We start from the raw sequence: 21,131 nt of genomic DNA, 5'->3' as shown, positions 1-21,131 counted from the left end.
CGCTCGCGCTGCCAGCTCCATTATTTGATGCTTACTTCTGAGACACCACACTAGCGTTGATGTAGCTGCCGCTGGCCGGACTGAGACCCGAAAACAGCGGAGTTCGCACGAACGTGACGATCACCTGCCCCACACCACCACCTGCGGCTGGACCTTGGGCTCCATTGTCCGAACCGCCGCCGCCGCCGCCGCCCGGTGCACTACCGCTCTGCGCACCAGCTGCCGCGTTGCGTGCACCACTACCGCCCGAAGGCAGGCCACTGCCGTCAGTGCCGCCGCTGCCTTGTGCTGCGGCAGTACCGTTGCCGCCCGTTCCACCATCGCCTTTGGCGGAAGCGACTCCACCGCCGCCTCCTGCACCCGGAAAGGTGCTGGAGCCAGCCCCCGCACCGCCCCCTCCGCCCGAGTAGCCAACACCACTGCCTGAGGTACACGCGGCGACAGCGCCACCGGCGCCACCATTGCCATTGCTTTGTCCACCCGCGCCACCGGAAGCAGTCACGGAAATGCCGGTTCCGGTAATTGTGGTGTCGCCCCCGGCAGCTCCATTGTTGCCGCTGCTTCCCCCGCCGCCGCCGCTGCCAACGTTGATGCCCAGCGCCACGGCGCTGCCTGTGCCCGGGCCTGTCACTAGGCAATAGGCGCCGCCGCCGCCACCACCACCACCGGCGGAGATGCGCGCGCCGCCGCCGCCGCCACCGCCCCAGGCCTCAATGGAGAACGGCGTGTTGGCGGGAATGTCGCAACTGGTGTCGGAACTGATGATTTGGCCAGAAATGCAATCTGCGGCAGAAGCCGAGAGGGGTACGAGCAAGGCGCTCAGTACAGTGCTGGCCCCAATCAGGCTTCGGCAGATTAAGCGCGAAATGTTCATTGCTGTTTACCAGTGAAGGAATGGACGCAAAGCAATCGCCGGGGCAACCTATGTGCTCCTCTCCGGCGCGATTCGTTTCTAAATGTTAGTGCAACTGAATGTCAACCCGTGATTTCATCACCTGGGCGTTTTTGCGCTGGTCGACTCAACCCACCTGGATCAAAGGCACGGGTGCGATTCTTTCGCAGTCAGGAATACACCATTTCTGACAATCAGCGCCACCACGGAGCCTCCTGCTCTGCCCGTGCTCGATATGATCAAAAGTTATGTCGGAATCCGCTTGGCTCCATGCGGCCCTGGCCTTGTCCATCCTTACACAACGGGCGCCCGATGAGGCCATGATCCTGTTCGTGCCGATTTCTGATTTTGATGACGTCTCTCGCCTCCCCTACCTCCATCGCCAGCGTCCACACGCTGCCCCAGCTACTCGCCTACCGCGTGGCCAGCACCCCCGACGCCGAGGCCTACCGGGCGTTCGACCCTGCCGCCGATGCCTGGGTTAGCCTGACCTGGGCGCAGACCGCCGAGCGCGTCGGCACCTGGGCGCAGGCCCTGGCGGCCATGCAGTTGCCCGCAGCGGCGCGTGTGGCCATCCTGCTGCCCAACGGCCTGCATGCCATGTGCGCCGACCAGTCCACGCTGGCCACGGGCTGCGTGCCGGTGCCGTTACATGCCATCGACAACCCCGGCAGCATTGCCTACATCCTGGCTGACTGCGAAGCCTCGATGCTCATCGTGGGCCATGCCGGGCAGTGGGAAAAAATCCGCGCCGTGGGCACGCCGTTCCCGGCCCTGCGTGCCGTGGTGGTCACCGATGACGATGCTGCGCTTGAAGCCACGCCCGCCTCGACCCAAGACCCTGCGGTGGGCTCGCTCGCGCAGTGGCTGGCGGGCGCAGCGCAGGCGGGCGATGTGCCCGCCCCCGTGCCACCGGGTGCGGACGACCTGGCGGCCATCGTTTACACCTCGGGCACCACCGGCAAGCCCAAGGGCGTGATGCTGACGCACCACAATGTGGTGAGCGACGTGAAGGCGGTGCTCGACCGCATTGCACCCACCGTGGACGACGTGTTCCTGTCGTTCCTGCCGCTGTCGCACACCTTTGAACGCACGGGCGGCTACTACCTGCCGATTGCGGCGGGCAGTTGTGTGGCCTATGCGCGCTCGGTGGCGCAACTGGCCGAAGACCTCAAGACCGTGCGCCCCACGGTGCTGGTGTCGGTGCCACGCATTTATGAGCGCATCCACGCCAAGTTGCTCGAAAAGCTCTCGCCCACGCCCTGGAAGATGCAGCTGTATGAGGCTGCGCAGAACAAAGGCTGGGCACGTTTTTGCGTCACGCAAGGCTTGCCCGCACCGTCGGCAGACGAAGGCCGCGCTGCTGGCTGGATGGCCGCCCTGCCCTGGCCGCTGCTGCAGGCCCTGGTGGCCCAACCGTTGCTGGCGCAGTTTGGCGGCCGCGTCCGCGTGGCCGTGAGCGGCGGCGCGCCGCTGTCACCCACCATCGCCAAGTGTTTTCTGGGCCTGGGCCTGCCGCTCATCCAGGGCTACGGCATGACCGAGACCGCGCCCGTGGTGTCGGTCAATTCACTCGATGACAACGACCCTGCCTGCGTGGGCAAGGCCCTGCCCGGCGTGGAGGTGCGCATTGGCGAGAACCGCGAGCTGCAGGTGCGCGGCCCCATCGTGATGAAAGGCTACTGGAAGCGCCCCGAAGACACGGCCAAGATCCTGGGGGCTGACGGCTGGCTGGGCACGGGCGACCAGGCCGAGATCGTGAACGGCCGCATCTATATCAAGGGCCGCATCAAAGAGATCATCGTCACCTCCACCGGCGAGAAGGTCCCCCCCGGCGACCTGGAACTGGCCCTGCTGGCCGACCCGCTGCTGGAGCAGGCTTTTGTGGTAGGCGAAAACCGCCCCTTCATCGCCTGCGTGGCCGTGCTCAAGGCCGACGAATGGCAGCGCCTGGCCGCCGACCTGGGCCTGGACCCGCAGGCCGCCGACAGCCTGAACCACTCCAGCGTGCACCGCGCCGTGCTGGCCCGCATCGAGAAGAACACCGCCAGCTTTGCCCGCTACGCCGTGCCCCGCGCGGTGCACCTGACGCTAGAGCCCTGGACGATTGAAAACACCTTCATGACGCCCACGCTCAAGCTCAAGCGCAACAACCTGATGGCGCATTTTGCTGAGGCGATTGAGGGGATGTACCAGAAGCCGGGCGGGCGCTAAATCCCGACGATGGTACCGGTTGCGCGTCTCTGTTCACTCCTTGCGCAGCCCGATGTGCTGTGGGCTATTGAGAGCCCATTGGCCGTATGGATCTTGATTCTTCATTTCATACGGCCAAACAATGAGATTCAGGTTCGAGGCTTTACGCAATGGCCAAAGCCCCCTCCCCCGCATACGCCACCCCAAACCGGTTCGCCAGAAGATCCGCCAGCCGCACTGCCTCTTGCCCCACAAAGCCCTGCTGCGGCAGCCGCCCCTCTGCCACCAAATCCAGCGCCGTGCAGATGCCCGCCGCTGTGGTGAGCTGGATGGCGCTGAGCCGGTGGCCTGCCAGCTCGGTGCCCACGATATGGGCCGAGTACGACTCTTGCACCAGCCGCCCACCGCCCTGACCGCGCAGGCCCGAGGCGGTGGCAAACACCACGATCACGTCCTGATCGGTGGTGGGAACGGCGGTTTCCAGAATGTCCTTGAGCAAATCGCGCCGCTCGCGCAGGCGCAGGTCGTTGAGCAGCAGTTTCAGGATAGCGTTGTGGCCGGGGTAGCGGATGGACTGGTAGTCCACCTGCCGCGCCTGGCCTGCCAGCGTTTCGGTGAGGGTGCCCAGGCCGCCCGAGGTGTTGAAGGCCTCGTATTCCACACCGTCGAGCGCAAAGGTTTCCAGCCCCTCCAGCGCGGGCACGGTGGTACGCACGCCGTCCACGATGGCCTCGCAGGGGTTGCAGTATTCGTTGATGAGGCCCTCGGTGCTCCAGGTCAGGTTGTAGCGCAGGGCGCCTTGCGGGTAGCGCGGCAGCGCGCCCACGCGCATGCGCAAGCTGTGCAGGGTGTCAAAACGACGGGCCAAATCGTGGCCCACGATGCCGATGAAGCCCGGCGCCAGGCCACATTGGGGCATGAGCACGCTGTGCGCGTTGGTCGCCAAGGCGCGGATGGCCTGGGTGCTGGCCACGTCTTCGGTCAGGTCGAAGTAGTGCACACCGGCAGCGGCGCACTGGGTTGCCACCGGCACGGCGCAATGAAACGGCAGCGCATTGAGCACGGCAAACCGGCCGGCGATGGCGGCCTGCAGGTCTGCGTCGTTGGTCGTCAGCCGGGTCGATACCCCCAAGGCGGCCACTTCGACCAGGCGCACGGGGTCGCGGTCGGCCACCAGAACATCGTAGTCACCGGCTTGCTGCAGCAGCAGCGCCATGGCAAATCCGATGTGGCCCGCACCCAGAACGGTGACGGCGCGGCGGGTGGCTGGGTGGGAACGGGTAGAAGGCGATGTCATGGTGGCACTCCGGTGGCAAGGGGTGAAGATGCCTTGATGCTAGGCGGGTGTGCTGTCAATGTGTAGCGCTCATATCGTCGAAAAGCATGGATTGTTTTTTGATAACGGCGAATATCATGGTCGATATGACTTTTTGAGGAAACCCCATGGCACCCGACCTCGATGACACCGACCGCCAGTTGCTGAGCCTGCTGCAGGCCAACGCCCGCGAGGGCACGGCTCAGCTCGCCCGCAAGCTGGGGCTGGCGCGCACCACTGTGGTGGCGCGCATTGCGCGGCTGGAGCGCTCCGGCGTGGTGGCAGGCTATGGCGTGCGGCTGGGCACTCGGCTCGATGCCAGCACCGTGCGGGCCTGGTGCAGCATCAGCGTGTTGCCCAAGACGGCGCCCGCCGTGCTGCGCGCGCTGGAGGCCATGGCCGAGGTGCAAGAGGTGTCGGCCGTGAGCGGGCCGTTTGACTACCTGGTGTTTTTGCGCTGCACCAGCCACGAGCAGCTCGACACCCTGCTCGACCGCGTGGGCCAGCTCGACGGCGTGCACCAGACGCAAACCAGCATCGTGCTCAGCCGCAAGATCGACCGGCGCAGTGTGGGGGCGTGAGCGTTGCGGAGGATGTTTACTATATTTTTGATAGCTTCTAGCGCTTGATGAATAAGCGCAAGAGGCCAATTTCACTCAAAACCGAGTCCCTGGAAATCTGCTGCGAAGCCGCTCTGTTCGGAACTCTCCGAGCCGCTGCGGTTACTCATGCCAGTGATGTAGCAAAGAGGAGGCGCCGCCGCCATGAGTCCTGAGTTTTTACAGTCCCTGGTTGAACTCGCCCAAAGCGGTCTGGCGGGTGCGGAAGATGCCGAGCTGGAGGGCGCGACCCAGCAAGGCGAACGGGTCACCGTGTTTCGCAATGCCCAGTTCGGCGGCCTGATCTGCAGCCTGTCACGCGAGACCGCGCAGCTTGACGATGAAGGCCGTGCATCGGTGTGCGAGGCCTTGCTGCGCCTGACGGCCAATAGCCGCTTTTCGGACCACCCGAAGACAGGCTCGCTGCAACCCGATGGCTCAGCCGCCTTGTCGCTGCAACTCAGCGCCGCCCTTCTGGAAGAGCCAGAGCAGCTCGACGCGCAGCTTGACCGCGCCACCTGGACGCTGGGAGACCTGCTCAAAGCGGGTGCTGCTGCCGTTCCGGCCCTGGACGCCACCCCACTCGCCCAGGAGGCCGCATGGATCAAGGTATGACCGAATTGGCGGCAGACATCCCCGTGTTTCAGGCGCTGCTGCGGCGCATCGAAGCCGACGCGGGCGAACCCCTGGTGCTGAGCTCACCGCGCAGCTTCGAATTGCTGATGCCCGAGACCTTGCCCGTGCGGGCGACGGTCCATCCGTCCGACACGGCGCTGGTCATCGACATCTACATCTACAACGCGCAGCTCGTGACGGGCGACCTGCGCGCCAACCTGTGCCAGGGCCTGCTGCTGCTCAACCACGCAGGCTTGCGCGGCAGGCCTTTTGCGCTGGGGCTGGATCGGCGGGATTTCGTGATGCTCACAGCGTCGCTGCCCCTGAACGATGCCTTGTTGGACGACTTCACGCTGCACATGGACTATCTGTGCAGCCAGGCCCGCGAGATTCGCGAGCTGATCGAGGCCATGACCCTGGCCAACGCACAGATTTCTGTCGACATGATGGTCGATGCGGCGGGCTAAGCCCGCCAAACTGCCAGGAGCTACACACCATGTCTGATTTCGCCATACGCAGCACAGGCCCCATTGCCCAGGCTTGGGCCAAGGAGATCAGCGACGCGAAACCGTCTCTGCTGTCCCGATCCAAGACGACGCTGCAGGAAGGCATTGCCCAGTCGAAACAGGCGTTCAAGAACTATTGCGAACACAACCTGGCAGCGCTGAGCCACTTCGTGCCCACGCAGAAGATGGAGCAGTTCAAAGCGCTTGCGGCCGCTAAATTCGACCGGATCGTCAACGCCACCTTCGACCGGGTGCACGCCCGGGATGACGGAACGATCAGTAAATCCGACGCCCACAAGGCCCTGAAAGACGCCAACAAAGGCGCGACGGCGGCGATCAAGGAACTCAGCCAGCGCTTTTACGGCAAGACCACCATGGACTGGGACGCGCAAGTGGATGCGGCCAGCCAACTCCCCAAGGGCGACAAAGAGAAAGTCACCCCGGATGCCTACGGCCAGGCGCACCAGGATCTGTCGCGCTACCTCACGGCCAAGTGCGACGATATGCGCAGGGATGTGCCCGGCCCCAAGCGCGCGGAGTTCGACCAGGCGGTGCGGGGCATTCGCCAGGAAGCCCGGGAGGCCTTGCGCGACGCGCAGGAAAACTGCCGCGCCCAGGGCGGCAAGCTGCCCGCATCGCAGTTCCAGCAGACGGTGCGCGAGCTGCACACGGCCACGCTCGGCAAGCTCATTGACCTGAACAACCGCTACGTCAAGGTGATCATCACGCCGCAACTCGCCAAGGGCACCTCGGGCGGCTTCACGCTGACGCGCAAGGCGCCCATGCTCGAAAACCTGGTGTTCCAGGGCGGCGGCGCCAAGGGGGTGGGCAATCCGCCCGCCTTGGTAGAGCTGAGCAAGATGGGCGTGATCGGCGGCCTCAAGCAGGTGGTGGGCACATCCGCCGGTGCGTTGACCGCGGCCGCCCTGGCTGCGGGCATGAGCGCAGCGGACTTCCAGACACTGATGAACAACACGCCCATGCCGAGCCTGGCCGAAGATCTGACCAATTTCGCCACCATCTACCCGCAGGTGGACTTCAAGGACTCTTCGGACGTGGGCCGATTCGACCGCTTTGCCATTAGGTTTAAGGGCCACGGCAAGGATTTTTCGGCCCAGAATGCCCTGGCTATCCTGGACCAGCAGACCGCGCGAAGCGTGGGTGCTTTTGTGGACGGCAATACCCAGGCCATTGCCGACGCCGTGGCCGATGGCCGCATCACCCAGCAAGAGGCCAGCCGCCTTGACGTCTTCAAGGGGCTGACCGACCAGTCCTTCGAGCAGAACCGCACGGACAAGATGCTGACGTTCAACGACCTGTCCATCCTGCACAAGATCAAGCCAGAACAATTCAAGGAACTCACGCTCACCGGCTACAACAAGACCGACAAGCAGACCGAGATGTTCAACAGCACCAACACGCCCGACATGGCCGTGGCCCTGGCGGGGCGCATCTCCATGTCCATCCCGGTTTACTTTGAGTCCGTGAAGCTGGGCGACAAGGAATATGTCGATGGCGGCGTGGGCAGCAACGTGCCGTCCGAAGCCGTCATTCCCCAGGGGGGAGATTCTTTGCTGCGGCAGGAAGCCTTGGCCAAGACCATGGTGATGATCTTCGACGACAAAGGCAAAGGCTTCAACACGCTGCACGGACGCAATCTGGAGGCCGCGCCCCCCACGACGAAGGAGGTCAACGATATCGGCGCGCGCGTGGTGCGGGACGCCACCGGAGCCGACTATCTTCAGTCGCTCAAGGACGACATGGTCAAAGTCCACGCATCAGGCCCCAATGTGCACGTGGTCTTCCATGGCAATGTGGACACCTTCGACCTGAATGCCACCGATGCACGGCAGAACTTTGCCAAGCAGATGGCCGCCATGAAGACGCTGGAGCAGATTCAGAACAGGCAGAACGAAGCTGAAAGGGTGGAGCTCACCAGCATCGACCAGGCGCTGACGCTGCTTTCCACGGCGGAGAAGCAAGCGGTGGTGGCCCAGGGCGAGCCCCAGTTGCACAACTTCGCATACCAGGAGGACTACAACATCGCCAAAGCGCTTTACCACGGCTGCGCAGACGACATCCCATCGAGGCCGAAAAGCCACTGATGCCGCGGGCGAGTGAAGGGGCCGCCGCGGCGTATTTAGCTATCTTTTTGGTAGCTATTAGCGCTTGACGAATAAGCGCCAGAGGCCAATTTCATTCAAAAAACAGCCTCAGGCCTCGAACTGCGTCGGGTTCTTGCCCTGGATGGGCGCATAAAACGCCTTGATGACCGCCATGTCCCGCTCCACGTCGCCCGTGGGCTCGAACACCGGCCCTAGGCCACCCACCTTGCGGCCATAGTCCACAAAAGCCAGCACAATGGGCACGCCCGCCTGCTGGGCGATGAAGTAAAAACCCGTTTTCCAGTGCCGCGTCTTGCCGCGCGTGCCCTCGGGCGGCACGATGAGCTGCATGGGCCCTTTGGCATCCCGCATGGCCTGGGCTGAGCTGGCCACCAGATTGCTGGCCTGCCCCCGGTTCACCGGAATCCCGCCCAGCCAGCGCATCACCCCGCCAAAAGGCGCCTTGAACAGGCTTTGTTTGCCCATCCAGTACACCCGTAGGCGCAGCGAAAACGCCAGCATCAGCGTGTAAGGCAGGTCCCAGTTGCTGGTGTGGGGTGCTGCAATCAGCACGCTCTTGGCGGCATGCGCAGGCAAGGCGCCCTCGACCTTCCAGCCGGTGATGCGCAGGGTGAGGCGCGAAAAAGCGCGCAGGAGCGTGTTGACAACCGGCGTGTCAAAAATGGTGTGGTGCATGGGGAAAGCGGGTGACGGAACGGGGCCCGCAGGGCACAACCGGGCGCTGCGCCAGTCGCCGCGCAGGCATCAAAAGCGCGGCAAGTATCGCCGATAGGCCCATGTCCCTTGCTTACGGCAAGGCAAAAGGCGGCTTGTGCAGCGCTCGCCAGTGCCGCTGCCGCTTCTATTTTGATAGCAACCTGCGCTTGATGGACAAGCGGCAGAGCCTGATCTTATTCAAAACCACACAGAGGCACCAAATGGTTTGCCAATGGGATAATCGCGGCTTTGCGGCTGCAACCCGCAGCACCCCTGGCAACTAAATAGGGGCGCTCCATTGCCGGCCTCCCCCTCCCCGTCCTTCGTTTTTTGCCCCGTGGAACCCACCTTGAGCCCCTGGCGCATGTCCGTCGCCCCGATGATGGACTGGACCGACCGCCACTGCCGTTACTTTCACCGGCTGCTGACCCGCCAGACCCTGTTGTACACCGAAATGGTGAACGCGGGTGGCATTCTGTATGGCGGCACCGAGCGCCACCTGCGCTTCAATGCCGAAGAACACCCCGTGGCCCTGCAACTGGGCGGCAACGAGCCCGACAAGCTGGCCCAGGCCGCGCGGCTGGGCGAGGAATGGGGCTATGGCGAGATCAACCTCAACTGCGGCTGCCCCAGCGACCGCGTGCAGCGCGGTGCGTTTGGCGCCAGCCTGATGAAAGCGCCGCAACTAGTGGCCGACTGCGTGAAGGCGATGAAGGACGTGGTCAGCGTGCCCGTGACTGTGAAGCACCGCATCGGCATCGACAAGGTGGAGGACTACGGCTTTGTGCGCGACTTCATCGGCACCGTGGCCGATGCAGGTTGCACTATGTTCATCGTGCATGCGCGCAACGCCTGGCTGCAGGGCCTGTCCCCCAAGGAGAACCGCGACATTCCGCCCCTGCGCTACGAGGTGGTGCACCGCCTGAAGGCCGAGTTTCCTCAGTTCACCATCGCCATCAATGGCGGTATTCAGGCCGATGACGTGGTGCAGCAGCAGCTCGCGCAGCTCGACGGCGTGATGATCGGCCGGGAGGCCTACCACAACCCCTGGTGGCTGGCCCGCTGGGACGCGCTCTACTACGGCGGCGCGCCCTGCCCCCTGACCCGTGAAGAGGTCGAGCTGGCGATGGTCGAATACATGGAACGCGAGGCCGCCCAATACGGCACGCCCTGGCCCCACATAGCCCGCCACATGCTGGGCCTGCGCCACAGCCTGCCCGGCGCCCGCATCTGGCGCCAGGTGTGGAGCAACCATTTGCTCAAAGACCGGCCCGCGCGCGAGGTGCATACGCTGGCGGTGCAGGCGTATGCGGGCGCTGCGGCTGACTCCAGAACTGGAAACGCAGAGTCGGCGTTGCCAGGCTGACCTCGGTCAGCGATCAATCGGCATACCAGCACAGACACTGATTGATGCAGATGCGCGCCAAGAGCCCATCCCTTGTGCCCGTATCGCTGCGTGCACCCGTGGCGACAGATGAAGATCGTTTTATCGCTCTGGCTCGGCGAAGTCGCGCTTTGCATGCTCCATGGACATCCGCGCCATCGTCACCCGATGCGTTCGCAGCCTATCTCGCGCAAATGGCCATGCCTGTGAACCGGAGTTTTCTGGTGTGCTTGCCGATGAAGGCTGGCGGCGATGACCAGATCGCGGGTGTCTTCAATCTCTCGCAGATCGTGATGAGCAACTTTCGCAGCGCCTACCTGGGCTACTACGTCTTTGCAGGCTACGAGCGCCAGGGCCTGATGCGTGAAGGCTTGCGGCAGCTCGTGCGACACGCTTTCGGCCCGTTGAAGTTGCACCGACTGGAGGCGAACATCCAGCCAGGCAATGAAGCGTCCATTGCACTGGTCAAGGCCTGCGGTTTTCAACAAGAAGGCTTTTCGCCCCGCTATCTCAAAATCAACCACCGTTGGCGCGACCACGAACGCTGGGCCATCGTGGCCGATTGATCCATTCCGTCCGTCCGGCCCTACCTCGCCGCTGCCGTGTCCTGCGCGCCGGCAATCTCACCGCTCACTGCGGCTACATAAGCCGCCCAAGCCACTGCTCCAGCGGCTCTGGCCGCCCGAACAGATACCCCTGCAGGCATTCGCACTGGCTGTTGGTCAGAAAGTCGGCCTGGGCGCGGGTCTCCACGCCCTCGGCCACCACACGCAGGTTCAGGTGGCGGGCCACCGAGATGATGGACTGCACGATGGCGGTGTCGCTCGGGTCGTCGGGGGTGTCGTCCACAAAACTCTTGTCGATCTTGAGCTCGTACAGCGGCAGCCGCTTGAGGTAGGCCAGGCTCGAATAGCCGGTGCCAAAGTCGTCGATGGAGAATCGCACGCCCAGGTTCACGAGCTCGGTCATGCGGGCGATGGTGTCGTCCAGGTCTTCGATGAGCAGGCTTTCCGTCACCTCCAGGATCAGATTGCCGGGGTGCGCGCCGGTGTGGGTCAAGACCTCGCGCACGCGGTCGACAAAATCATCCTGGCGGAACTGCCGCTCACTCACGTTGACCGAGAGTGATAGCTCGCGCCCCTTCTCCTGCAGGCGCGCCAAGGTTTCGCAGGCCTGCTGGATCATCCAGTCGCCCATGCGCAGGATCAGGCCCGAGGTCTCGGCAATGGGGATAAAGCGGCTCGGGGGCACGTTGCCGCGCACGGGGTGGTTCCAGCGCATCAAGAATTCGCCGCCGACCACGGCGCCCGCAGCGTCCACCTGGTTTTGCACGTAGGCCGCCAGTTGCCCTTGCGCCTGCGCCTTCTTCAGGTCCTGCTCGAGCGTCAGGCGCTCCTGCACGTCCGCCTGCATGGCGGCCTCGTAGAAGCGGATGCGGTTGCAGCCTTGCTCCTTGGCGCGGTACATGGCGGTGTCGGCTTCGCGCAGCAGGTCTTCCACACCTTCGCCGCGCTTGGGGAACAGCGTGATGCCGATGCTGCCCGTGGTGCTGTAGAGGTGGGTGCCGATGGTGTAAGGCGCCTCCAGCAACACACGGATCTCTTCGGCCACCAGCAGGGCTGCGCGCCCGGCCGATTCCACGTCGGAGGCCACGCTGTGCGCCAGCACCACGAATTCATCGCCCCCCAGGCGGGCCACGGTGTCGCCGGGGCGCAACTGCTGGGTAAGGCGCTGCGCCACCTGCAGCAGCAGCGCATCGCCGATGGCGTGGCCCCGCGCGTCGTTGATCTGCTTGAAGTCGTCGAGATCGATGTAGAACACCGCGCCCATGCGCGAGGCTTTCTGCGCGCTGCGCAGCGCGCGGTCCATGCGTTCGAGCAGCATGCGCCGGTTGGGCAGGCCGGTGAGCGCATCAAAGTAGGAGAGCTGGTGCGTGCGCGCTTCGGCCAGCTTGCGGCTGCTGACGTCACGCGCCAGCGCGATGAACCGGGGTTCGTCGCCGGGGGCGGCGCTTTGCTTGCGGGCAATGGACAGCTCGAACCAGTGTGCGACGCCATCCAGCTCTTGCCGGTATTGGTGGCCCGACGAATACCCCGTGCGATGTGCGGCCTCCAGGGCCGTAAGACAGCCGGCAGCCGCATCGGGCGGCACCACCTCGCTCATCAGGCGGCCCAGAAACGCCTCGGGGGGCGCCGCCAGCAAGTTGGACCGGGCCGAGCGGTAGTGGTGGATGCGCCCGTCCAGCCCCAGCTCGAACAGCAGGTCGGGAATGGCGTTGAGCGTGCCCTCCAGGTCGTCGCGTGTGGCGCGCAGCTCTGCCGTCATGCCGCGCGCCAGGGTCACCGCCCGCTCGTGCCCGGTGGCCAGCAGCCAGGTAAACCAGGCCAGCACAAGGCTCAGCACCGCACCCACCAGGGCTGCGAGATGATGGCCATCGTCCTTGAAACGTTGCCCAAAGGCAGGCAAGGGCTCCATCTGCAGCGTCCAGCGCCGCCCGCCGATCTCCAGCACACGGCTGGTCTGCAAAGGGCCAGGGGCAGCCGCCACGGTGGCCCAGCCGGGGTTGCTGAACAGGTGGGCGCCCGCTGCAGCAGGGGCATCGCCCTGATCGCCCGCCTGGCTGGCACCGTCCACGATCCGCAGGGCGATGTCGGGATCGAACGCCTGCGACATGCCATCGATCACGTCAGTCAGGTGAAAGGCGGCGGACACCCACCCCCGCAGCCCGGCGCGCCGGCCATCCACCGTTTCGGTGTAGGAGCCATACAGCGGCAAATACATCACCAGTCCCGGTAGGTTGTCCTGAATGAGCGTCAGGTCGCCAGAGAGCGTGAAATCACCGGAATCGCGCGCGCGGTGCAGCGCCTCCTGCGCGGCTGGGACGGTCAACACATCAAAACCGTGCACCTTCAGGTTGTTGCCCGCCAACGGCTCGATGTGGGTGATAGGGGCGTAGCTGGGGCGCTCGCCCGGCGGGCGCACGGCGTACTGCTTGAAACCGCGCTGGCGCATGTCGTCAATATGGGCCGCCATGGCCTGCCCAGGCAACTGCATGATGAGCGACAGCCCCTGCAGGCCTGGCCGCGTCTCTTGCAATTGCAAGGCGCCGACGTAGGCCTGGAACTCTTCCCTGTCGATGCGCTTGGAGCCCTCGAAATACCCTTTCACGCCGCGCAGCACCACCTCGTAGGCAGCCATACGGTCGTTAAGGTGATAGGCGATCTGGTCGGCCTCTGCCTGAAAGTTCTGCGCCTGCCTGGCCCGGCTGTTGCGCTCCTCGCTTTGCCAGTACAGAAACGTCAGCCCCAGCGCAAGCACGGCCACCAGCGGCGGCAGCACCACTGGCAGCCAGCGGTGGCTGGCAGCGCCCATCACCTTCGCGCCCAGGCGCGATGCGGCCGACACGGGGGCATCCGACAGGCCGTTTTCATCATGGGAGCGTGGAGTCATGGCATCCTCCTTGGCGCGCGCGCAGACATGAAAACATGTGTGGTGCACCTGTACCATTATCAGCATCTGCACCACACTGCAAAGGACAAAAGGGCCGCCGCCTTTTTTATTTCTCTCGCATCTTTCTTCCCCTATCCTCAATTCAAAAAAACGGCATGGCATCGCTTGATTTCGACCTGGAAGCCTCCCGCTTCCGCGCTTTCTATGCCCAGCAGGCGGCCGCACTGGACGCCGCCTGCCTGGCCATCACGGGCCTGGTGGCCGCCACGGTGACACGCGCGGGCGGCATGGACATCGCCAAGGTCGAAGGCCGGGTGAAGGATGCTGATGAATGCATCCGCAAGTTCGTGCGCAAGTACCGCCCGGCGCTGGAAGAGAGCAACACCCCCTACGACATCCAGAGCTACATCACCGACCTCATCGGGGTGCGGGTGGTGTGCCTGTATGAGGACGAGCTTGAACAGGTCGCCCAGATCGTGCGCGCACATTTCGCGGTGATCGACGTGACGGACAAGGTGCGCGCGGTGGAAAGCACCGAGGCGTCGTTCGGCTACAAGGGCCTGCACCTGGACCTCAAGCTCGGCGCCGCCGAGCGTGAACTGCCCGAACACGCGGCCTATGCACACTGGGCGTTCGAGCTGCAGGTGCGCACCATCATTCAGGACTCCTGGAGCGTGCTGGACCACAAGATCAAGTACAAGAAGTCGATCCCTGGGCAGCTCAAGCGGCGCATCAACGTGTTGTCGGCCCTGTTCGAGCTGGCCGACCGGGAGTTTCGCCAGATCCGGGATGCCACGGCTGCCGAACTGCTGCAGGCCCCCGATGAAACCGCCGACCCCGCCCCCGATGCCCTGGCCGACGCACAGGCACCCAGCAAGGGCACGGGTAGCAGCAGCGAGCTCAACGCCTTCACCTTCCTCAAGATCGCCACCCATTTTTTCAAGGACTTCGAGTTCGAGCCCACCAAGGTCGATGGATTTGTGGACGACATCCAGGCCTGGTCGCCCGGCATGACCCGCGCCCGCTTCAATGCCCTGATGCGCGAGACCATTGGCGTGGTCAAACGCTACAAACAGCACTTCGAGGAGCAAAATCCGCAGGGCAGCTTCAACCCCTATACCGTGATTCGGCACTGCTTGTATCTGAGTAACAAGGTTGCGTTCCGCCCGGCGCTGCGCAACTCGGCCCGGGAATCGTTTGAAGCCTGGCTGCTCGACAACGCCGAACAGCGGCCCCATTAAGGAAAACAAGGCGCTACCAGGCCTGCAGGCACCCATGTCACTTAGGTGACTAAAGGTTGGTGGTTTCACTCCATGCGCTTGTTACCAAGTGCTGCTATATTGCACTGCAACAAAACGGAGCTTCGCCTCATGCTGTATCACATCTACGAAACCCAGCGCTCCCTGATGGAGCCCTTTACGGATTTTGCTCAGGCGGCTTCCAAGTTGTTCAGCAACCCGGTGTCGCCCCTGAGCCAGACCACAGCCGCCCAGCGCATGGCCGCGGGCTACGACCTGCTCTACCGCCTGGGCAAGGACTACGAAAAGCCAGCTTTCGACATCCCTACCGTGGATGTGGACGGTGTCGGTGTCGCCATCCACGAGCGCATCGAGATCGACAAGCCGTTTTGCGAGCTGCGCCGCTTCAAGCGCTTTTCGGATGACCCTGCCACTCTGACCAAGCTCAAGGGCCAACCCGTGGTGCTGGTCGTGGCGCCCTTATCAGGCCACTATGCCACTTTGCTGCGCGACACCGTGCGCACCATGCTCAAGGACCACAAGGTCTATATCACCGACTGGAAGAACGCCCGCCTGGTGCCACTGTCCGAGGGTGAATTCCACCTGGATGACTACGTGAACTACGTGCAGGAGTTCATCCGCCATCTGCAGAGCCAGTATGGCAATTGCCATGTCATCAGCGTCTGCCAGCCCACCGTGCCGGTGCTGGCGGCCGTGTCGCTGATGGCCAGCCGGGGCGAGAAGACGCCGCTGACCATGACCATGATGGGCGGCCCCATCGACGCCCGCAAGTCGCCCACGGCGGTGAACAACCTGGCCATCAATCGCAGTTACGAGTGGTTCGAGAACAATGTGATCTACCGCGTGCCCGACAAGTTTCCCGGCGCGGGCCGCCGTGTGTACCCCGGTTTCCTGCAATACACCGGCTTCGTGGCCATGAACCCTGACCGCCACGCCACCAGCCACTACGACTACTTCAAGGACCTGATCAAGGGCGACGACGCCAGTGCCGAAGCCCACCGCAAGTTCTACGACGAATACAACGCCGTGCTGGACATGGATGCGGACTACTACCTCGAAACCATCCAGACGGTGTTTCAGGATTACAAGCTGGTCAACGGCACCTGGGACGTGCGCTCGCCCGCAGGAAAGATCGAACGCGTGCGCCCGCAGGACATCACGGCCACCGCCCTGTTCACGGTGGAAGGCGAGTTGGACGACATCTCCGGCTCAGGCCAGACCGAGGCCGCCCATGATCTGTGCACCGGCATCGTGCGCAAGGAGCAGCGCCACATGGAAGCCAAGGGCGCAGGCCACTACGGCATCTTCAGTGGCCGCCGCTGGCGCGATCTGGTGTACCCCAAGGTGCGTGAATTCATCCTGGAGCACGAAGCCCCTCGCGAGAGCGAAGCAAAGCCAACGGCCACGCCAGCAGTGCCCAAAGTCGCAGCACCGACCGCCAAGGCCACCGCACCGGCCAAGCCAAAGTCCCAAGGCAAACCAGCGGCCAAACCAGCAGTGAAGACAGCGGCCAAAGCAGCCCCCGCTGCCGCGCCAGTGCGTGCCACCGCCAAACCCGCCGCAGCGGCGGCAGCACCAGTGGCTACGCGCTGGGTCAAGACGCAGGCCGCTGCGGTGCAACCCGGTGGTGCGGCTGAGCCAGTGCAGGCCGACCTTGGCAGCACAACAGCCAAGGCCACTACAGCCACGGCGGCACCAGCCCCCCGCAGCGCCAGCCGCAGCAGCAAGGCGCGCAAGGCTTGATTCGGCCCGCGCAAGCCGACGACCTCGCAGCGCGGATCGACGCCGCGCTGCCCCAGACGCAGTGCACGCGCTGCGGCTACCCCGACTGCGCCACCTACGCGCAGGCGATTGCAGGCGGCGAGGCGGCCATCAACCAGTGCCCGCCCGGTGGCTCGGAAGGCGTGGTGCGCCTGGCCGCCATCACCGGCCTGCCCGCCCTGCCCCTGAGCGTGGACCATGGCGTGGAGGGCCCGCGCACCGTGGCCTTCATCGACGAGGCCTGGTGCATTGGCTGCACGCTGTGCATCAAAGCCTGCCCCACGGATGCCATCGTGGGCTCCAACAAGCGGATGCACACGGTGATCGAACCCTATTGCACGGGATGCGAGCTGTGCATTCCCGTGTGCCCCGTGGACTGCATTCACCTGGAAAGTGCCAGCGGCGCAGCCACCGGCTGGGCCGCATGGTCGCCCCCCCTGGCCCTGCAGGCGCGCCAACGCTACCAGGCGCACCGCCAGCGTATTCCGCTGGAAGACATCGAAGACGAAGCCGAAAGCCCTGTCGCACCCGAAACCGCGCAAGGCGCGGATGCACGCAAGGCCGCCATTGCCGCTGCCATGGAGCGTGCCCGGCAGCGCCGGGAACAGGGCCTGCGCTGAACAACAGCGCTGCGCCTGCTTAACGTGCCGCCAAGGACTTGTACACCCCGCAGCCCACGTAGACATCCCCTACGCGGCTCACATACGACATTTTGGTTTGCACCGCGCCCGTGGCCGGGTTGGTAATGTCGTATTCCACCCAGCCTGGGCCTCGATCGGCTTGCGTGACGATGTCGCTCACCAGCCGGTCGCCCGCAATGCCCGGAATGTCCTGCACGCGGGTCCCCACCTTCGCCGGGTTGCCGCCAAATGCCTTGTAGGTGCCCGCAGCGTCCAGCACGAACACATACATGTCCCGGTCATGGTAGGGCTGGTTCTTGTCCGTCAGGCTGCGCAGAAACTGGGCCTGCGGGGTGGTTTTGTGCAAGGCCACGGCCTTTTGGACCAGCGCCACGGCCTCATCGGCTGTCCCCTGCTGCAGGCGGAACACTGCTACAGCCCGTGACAGCGTGGACGCGCGCTGCTCCAGGGCCTCGGCCTGCTGCACGGCATGGCCCACCATCTGCGCGTTGTGCTGGGTGATCTGGTCCAGTTGCTGCACGGCCGAACTCACTTCACTCAGGCCAGTGCTTTGCTCGGCACTGGAGCCTGAAATCTCGCTCATACTGGCCGCCACGCTGCGGATGCCACCGGCCATGCTGGCAATGCCTTCACCCGCCGCACGAATCAGGCCAGCGCTCACCTCCACCTGACTCACCGAAGCGCCGATGAGCGCCTTGATCTCGCGTGCCGCCTCGGCACTGCGCCCGGCCAGGTTGCGCACCTCGCTGGCCACCACGGCAAAACCCCGGCCCTGCTCACCCGCACGGGCCGCCTCCACAGCGGCGTTCAGCGCCAGAATGTTGGTCTGAAACGCAATGCCGTCGATCACGCTGATGATCTCGGTCATGCGACGCGCGCCTTGCTGAATGGCCTCGACCGACTGCACGGCACGGGCCATGGCCTCGGCCCCGGTATCCGCCGCCTTGCGCACCTCGGCTGCACGCACATCGGCGCCCTGAGCGGTCTGGGCGTTGTTTTGCACCGCCGAGGTCAGTTGCTCCACGCTCGCGGCGGTCTGCTCCAGATTGGCGGCCTGTTGTTCGGTGCGGTCGGCGAGCGAGCGGTTGCCCTGCGCCAGGCTCTGGCCCGCATGGGCCACCAGCGCCGCGTTGCTGCGGATATCGGCCACCATGGACGACAGCGTGAGCACCATCTGGTCGAGCGCCTGCGCCATCGCCCCCACCTCATCCTGCCCATAGACGCCCGCATGGGTGCTGAGATCGCCACGGGTGGTCTGCTGCATGGCACGCGACAGGCCCGCCAGGTCGGACGACAGGCTCAAGTACAACGCCAGCAGCGCGTACAACAGCAGAACGGCCCCTACTACCGCGCCCCAAACCGGTACCGCAGCGCTGGCAGCCAGCGCCACAGCAATCAAAACGCCCAGCGTCGCCAGCTTGCCGGGCAGGTGCCATTTGCGCATCCACCATAGTCCTGGACGCAGTGGCAGGAATCCTGGCATCTTGTCTCCCTTGTCGTTATGTCTTTCGGTTCATGCTATGCCCGCGCTCTTACGCCGGATTGACGCCGCGCCGTGGCAGCCCCTTCGCCCATAATGGCGGACCATGAACCCCCTGCTCTCCCACCTGCAGCCCTACCCCTTCGAGCGGCTGCGACAACTTTTTGCGGGGGTGACACCCCCAGCGGCTTACAGCCCCATCAGCCTGGGCATGGGTGAGCCGCGCCATCCTACACCCCAGTTCATCAAGAATGCACTCAGTGACAACCTGGGTGGCTTGGCCAGCTACCCCGCCACGGCGGGCGAGCCGCGGCTGCGTGAGGCGTTCACACGCTGGCTGAACCAGCGCTACGCCTTGGCGCTGGACCCCAGCACCCAGGTTTTGCCCGTGAACGGCTCGCGCGAGGCGCTGTTTGCCTTTGCACAGACCGTCATCGACCCTTCGCAAGGCCAGCCGCTGGTGGTCTGCCCCAATCCGTTCTACCAAATCTACGAAGGCGCGGCGCTGCTGGCTGGCGCCCAGCCTTATTACGCGCCCAGCGACCCGGAGCGCAACTTTGCGGTGAACTGGGATGCAGTGCCCGAGTCGGTGTGGCAGCACACGCAGCTATTGTTCGTATGTTCGCCGGGCAATCCGACGGGCGCCGTGATGCCGATCAGTGAATGGAAGAAACTTTTCGAGCTGAGCGACCGCTATGGTTTTGTGATCGCCTCGGACGAGTGCTACAGCGAAATCTACTTCCGCGACGAGCCGCCCCTCGGCGGCCTGCAGGCTGCCGAACAACTGGGCCGCCATGACTTCAAAAACCTGATGTCCTTCACCAGCCTGTCCAAGCGCAGCAACGTGCCCGGCATGCGCAGCGGCTTCGTGGCGGGCGATGCAGCGCTGATCAAGGCGTTTTTACTGTACCGCACCTACCACGGCAGCGCGATGAGCCCCATTGTTCAGGCGGCCAGCATTGCCGCCTGGGACGACGAGCAGCATGTGGTGGAGAACCGTGCGCGTTACCGCAAGAAATTTGCCCAGGTCACGCCGCTGCTGGCGGGCGTGATGGACGTCGCCCTGCCGGACGCTGGTTTTTACCTCTGGGCCAAGGTGCCCGATGCCCTGGGCATGACCGACGCCGAGTTCGCACGGGCCCTCCTGGCTCAATACAATGTCACGGTGCTCCCCGGCAGCTACCTGGCCCGCGAGGCCCAGGGCAGCAACCCCGGCGCCCAGCGCGTGCGCATGGCCCTGGTGGCCGAAACCGAAGAATGCGTGGAAGCCGCGCTGCGCATCGTGCAATTCATCCAATCCCGCACTGCCTGATCGGCAGACTTAGAGACTGACTGACCACAAAATGACCCAACAACTGCAAACCATCATCGACAACGCCTGGGACAACCGCGCCAGCCTTTCGCCCGCCGCTGCCCCCAAGGAAATCCTGGACGCGGTCGAGCATGTGATCGCCGAGCTGAACAACGGCAAGCTGCGCGTGGCCACCCGCGAGGGCGTGGGCCAGTGGACCGTGCACCAGTGGATCAAAAAGGCTGTGCTGCTGTCCTTCCGCCTGAAGGACAACGAAGTCGTGAAGGCCGGTGACCTGGGCTTTTACGACAAGGTGCAAACCAAGTTCGCACACCTGTCCGAAGATGAGATGAAGGCCACCGGCGTGCGCGTGGTGCCTCCGGCCGTGGCCCGCCGTGGCAGTTTCATCGCCAAGGGCGCAATTTTGATGCCGTCGTACGTGAACATCGGCGCCTACGTGGGCGAAGGCACCATGGTGGACACCTGGGCCACCGTGGGCTCGTGCGCGCAAATCGGCTCCAACGTGCACCTGTCGGGTGGCGTGGGCATCGGCGGCGTGCTGGAACCCCTGCAGGCCGGCCCTACCATCATTGAAGACAACTGCTTCATCGGCGCCCGCTCCGAGGTCGTCGAAGGCGTGGTGGTGGAAGAAAACTCGGTGCTGGGCATGGGCGTGTACCTGGGTCAGAGCACCCCCATCTTCAACCGCGCCACGGGTGAAATCAGCTACGGCCGCGTGCCTTCGGGATCGGTGGTGGTGAGCGGCAACCTGCCCAAGACCGCCGCCAATGGCACCCCCTACAGCATGTATGCAGCGATCATCGTCAAGCAGGTGGATGCGCAAACCCGCTCCAAGACCAGCATCAACGACCTTCTGCGCGACTGATTGACCTGAGCCAGAGGGATGGCTCTGGCCATCCCCA

The 21,131-nt window shown here is 64.4% G+C and carries 18 protein-coding genes; 13 read left to right on the top strand and 5 right to left on the bottom strand.

The window, feature by feature from the left end; translation table 11 throughout:
* Positions 1 to 31 precede the first annotated feature (31 nt).
* Positions 32 to 814, bottom strand: a complete 783-nt coding sequence (locus tag Q0105_RS17710; protein WP_298213498.1) for a hypothetical protein — start codon at positions 812 to 814, stop codon at positions 32 to 34.
* Positions 815 to 1,243: 429 nt separating this feature from the next.
* Between Q0105_RS17710 and Q0105_RS17705 the strand changes: the two genes are divergently transcribed.
* Entirely contained in the window at positions 1,244 to 3,106 is a 1,863-nt protein-coding gene (locus Q0105_RS17705; RefSeq protein WP_298213495.1) for a long-chain fatty acid--CoA ligase, read from the top strand.
* Between the two features lie 142 nt (positions 3,107 to 3,248).
* Here the strand turns inward: Q0105_RS17705 and Q0105_RS17700 are convergent, their stop codons facing one another.
* Entirely contained in the window at positions 3,249 to 4,382 is a 1,134-nt protein-coding gene (locus Q0105_RS17700; RefSeq protein WP_298213493.1) for a saccharopine dehydrogenase C-terminal domain-containing protein, read from the bottom strand.
* Positions 4,383 to 4,528: 146 nt separating this feature from the next.
* Between Q0105_RS17700 and Q0105_RS17695 the strand changes: the two genes are divergently transcribed.
* The 4 genes from Q0105_RS17695 to Q0105_RS17680 all read left to right on the top strand — a co-directional run bounded on the left by Q0105_RS17695 (position 4,529) and on the right by Q0105_RS17680 (position 8,225).
* Complete coding sequence (locus Q0105_RS17695) at positions 4,529 to 4,981, top strand: Lrp/AsnC family transcriptional regulator (protein WP_298213491.1); 453 nt, start codon at positions 4,529 to 4,531, stop codon at positions 4,979 to 4,981.
* A 183-nt stretch (positions 4,982 to 5,164) separates the two neighbouring features.
* Positions 5,165 to 5,614, top strand: a complete 450-nt coding sequence (locus Q0105_RS17690) for a hypothetical protein (protein WP_298213489.1) — start codon at positions 5,165 to 5,167, stop codon at positions 5,612 to 5,614.
* A complete protein-coding gene (locus tag Q0105_RS17685; RefSeq protein WP_298213487.1) occupies positions 5,599 to 6,081 on the top strand; it encodes a hypothetical protein in 483 nt (160 codons plus the stop codon). Before Q0105_RS17690 ends, Q0105_RS17685 begins: the two co-directional genes overlap by 16 nt.
* Positions 6,082 to 6,110: 29 nt before the next feature.
* On the top strand, positions 6,111 to 8,225 hold the full coding sequence (locus tag Q0105_RS17680) for a patatin-like phospholipase family protein (RefSeq protein ID WP_298213485.1): 2,115 nt from the start codon (positions 6,111 to 6,113) through the stop codon (positions 8,223 to 8,225).
* 108 nt (positions 8,226 to 8,333) lie between these two features.
* On the opposite strand, the gene Q0105_RS17675 is transcribed toward Q0105_RS17680, so the two are convergent.
* Complete coding sequence (locus tag Q0105_RS17675) at positions 8,334 to 8,921, bottom strand: lysophospholipid acyltransferase family protein (protein WP_298213483.1); 588 nt, start codon at positions 8,919 to 8,921, stop codon at positions 8,334 to 8,336.
* A 101-nt stretch (positions 8,922 to 9,022) separates the two neighbouring features.
* Between Q0105_RS17675 and Q0105_RS17670 the strand changes: the two genes are divergently transcribed.
* The 3 genes from Q0105_RS17670 (at position 9,023) to Q0105_RS17660 (ending at position 10,892) form a co-directional block, all read left to right on the top strand.
* The gene (locus tag Q0105_RS17670; protein ID WP_298213481.1) at positions 9,023 to 9,226 is read left to right on the top strand and encodes a hypothetical protein; all 204 of its coding nucleotides are present in this window, start codon (positions 9,023 to 9,025) and stop codon (positions 9,224 to 9,226) included.
* An 80-nt stretch (positions 9,227 to 9,306) separates the two neighbouring features.
* Positions 9,307 to 10,308, top strand: a complete 1,002-nt coding sequence (gene dusA, locus Q0105_RS17665) for a tRNA dihydrouridine(20/20a) synthase DusA (RefSeq protein WP_298213479.1) — start codon at positions 9,307 to 9,309, stop codon at positions 10,306 to 10,308.
* A 44-nt stretch (positions 10,309 to 10,352) separates the two neighbouring features.
* The gene (locus Q0105_RS17660; RefSeq protein ID WP_298213478.1) at positions 10,353 to 10,892 is read left to right on the top strand and encodes a GNAT family protein; all 540 of its coding nucleotides are present in this window, start codon (positions 10,353 to 10,355) and stop codon (positions 10,890 to 10,892) included.
* Positions 10,893 to 10,965: 73 nt separating this feature from the next.
* On the opposite strand, the gene Q0105_RS17655 is transcribed toward Q0105_RS17660, so the two are convergent.
* Positions 10,966 to 13,776, bottom strand: coding sequence for an EAL domain-containing protein (locus Q0105_RS17655; protein WP_298213475.1), 2,811 nt, complete (start codon positions 13,774 to 13,776; stop codon positions 10,966 to 10,968).
* Between the two features lie 155 nt (positions 13,777 to 13,931).
* Between Q0105_RS17655 and Q0105_RS17650 the strand changes: the two genes are divergently transcribed.
* The 3 genes from Q0105_RS17650 to Q0105_RS17640 all read left to right on the top strand — a co-directional run bounded on the left by Q0105_RS17650 (position 13,932) and on the right by Q0105_RS17640 (position 17,416).
* Complete coding sequence (locus Q0105_RS17650) at positions 13,932 to 15,017, top strand: RelA/SpoT domain-containing protein (RefSeq protein ID WP_298213474.1); 1,086 nt, start codon at positions 13,932 to 13,934, stop codon at positions 15,015 to 15,017.
* Between the two features lie 129 nt (positions 15,018 to 15,146).
* Entirely contained in the window at positions 15,147 to 16,778 is a 1,632-nt protein-coding gene (gene phaZ / locus Q0105_RS17645; RefSeq protein ID WP_298213471.1) for a polyhydroxyalkanoate depolymerase, read from the top strand.
* On the top strand, positions 16,775 to 17,416 hold the full coding sequence (locus Q0105_RS17640; protein ID WP_298213469.1) for an RnfABCDGE type electron transport complex subunit B: 642 nt from the start codon (positions 16,775 to 16,777) through the stop codon (positions 17,414 to 17,416). Before phaZ ends, Q0105_RS17640 begins: the two co-directional genes overlap by 4 nt.
* A 19-nt stretch (positions 17,417 to 17,435) precedes the next feature.
* On the opposite strand, the gene Q0105_RS17635 is transcribed toward Q0105_RS17640, so the two are convergent.
* On the bottom strand, positions 17,436 to 18,920 hold the full coding sequence (locus tag Q0105_RS17635) for a methyl-accepting chemotaxis protein (protein WP_298213467.1): 1,485 nt from the start codon (positions 18,918 to 18,920) through the stop codon (positions 17,436 to 17,438).
* A 103-nt stretch (positions 18,921 to 19,023) separates the two neighbouring features.
* Between Q0105_RS17635 and dapC the strand changes: the two genes are divergently transcribed.
* Both dapC and dapD read left to right on the top strand, forming a co-directional pair.
* Complete coding sequence (gene dapC, locus Q0105_RS17630) at positions 19,024 to 20,229, top strand: succinyldiaminopimelate transaminase (protein WP_298213465.1); 1,206 nt, start codon at positions 19,024 to 19,026, stop codon at positions 20,227 to 20,229.
* A 31-nt stretch (positions 20,230 to 20,260) separates the two neighbouring features.
* Positions 20,261 to 21,094, top strand: coding sequence for a 2,3,4,5-tetrahydropyridine-2,6-dicarboxylate N-succinyltransferase (gene dapD / locus Q0105_RS17625; RefSeq protein WP_298213463.1), 834 nt, complete (start codon positions 20,261 to 20,263; stop codon positions 21,092 to 21,094).
* The last annotated feature ends 37 nt before the right edge of the window (positions 21,095 to 21,131 follow it).

This window comes from Acidovorax sp. (assembly GCF_027492855.1).
GTDB lineage: Bacteria > Pseudomonadota > Gammaproteobacteria > Burkholderiales > Burkholderiaceae_C > Acidovorax.
The sequence above is the reverse complement of the archived record's forward strand: the minus strand, read 5'-3'. Positions and strand labels throughout refer to the sequence as shown.

Bases quoted from the DNA above. Each gene is read 5' to 3' on its own strand.
- Q0105_RS17655 (WP_298213475.1), bottom strand. From the start codon at position 13,776: ATGACTCCACGCTCCCATGATGAAAACGGCCTGTCGGATGCCCCCGTG.
- dusA (WP_298213479.1), top strand. From the start codon at position 9,307: ATGTCCGTCGCCCCGATGATGGACTGGACCGACCGCCACTGCCGTTAC.
- Q0105_RS17685 (WP_298213487.1), top strand. From the start codon at position 5,599: ATGGATCAAGGTATGACCGAATTGGCGGCAGACATCCCCGTGTTTCAG.
- Q0105_RS17635 (WP_298213467.1), bottom strand. From the start codon at position 18,920: ATGCCAGGATTCCTGCCACTGCGTCCAGGACTATGGTGGATGCGCAAA.
- Q0105_RS17690 (WP_298213489.1), top strand. From the start codon at position 5,165: ATGAGTCCTGAGTTTTTACAGTCCCTGGTTGAACTCGCCCAAAGCGGT.
- Q0105_RS17695 (WP_298213491.1), top strand. From the start codon at position 4,529: ATGGCACCCGACCTCGATGACACCGACCGCCAGTTGCTGAGCCTGCTG.
- Q0105_RS17660 (WP_298213478.1), top strand. From the start codon at position 10,353: ATGCAGATGCGCGCCAAGAGCCCATCCCTTGTGCCCGTATCGCTGCGT.
- dapD (WP_298213463.1), top strand. From the start codon at position 20,261: ATGACCCAACAACTGCAAACCATCATCGACAACGCCTGGGACAACCGC.
- Q0105_RS17675 (WP_298213483.1), bottom strand. From the start codon at position 8,921: ATGCACCACACCATTTTTGACACGCCGGTTGTCAACACGCTCCTGCGC.
- Q0105_RS17680 (WP_298213485.1), top strand. From the start codon at position 6,111: ATGTCTGATTTCGCCATACGCAGCACAGGCCCCATTGCCCAGGCTTGG.
- dapC (WP_298213465.1), top strand. From the start codon at position 19,024: ATGAACCCCCTGCTCTCCCACCTGCAGCCCTACCCCTTCGAGCGGCTG.
- Q0105_RS17700 (WP_298213493.1), bottom strand. From the start codon at position 4,382: ATGACATCGCCTTCTACCCGTTCCCACCCAGCCACCCGCCGCGCCGTC.
- Q0105_RS17705 (WP_298213495.1), top strand. From the start codon at position 1,244: ATGACGTCTCTCGCCTCCCCTACCTCCATCGCCAGCGTCCACACGCTG.
- Q0105_RS17670 (WP_298213481.1), top strand. From the start codon at position 9,023: ATGTCCCTTGCTTACGGCAAGGCAAAAGGCGGCTTGTGCAGCGCTCGC.
- phaZ (WP_298213471.1), top strand. From the start codon at position 15,147: ATGCTGTATCACATCTACGAAACCCAGCGCTCCCTGATGGAGCCCTTT.
- Q0105_RS17650 (WP_298213474.1), top strand. From the start codon at position 13,932: ATGGCATCGCTTGATTTCGACCTGGAAGCCTCCCGCTTCCGCGCTTTC.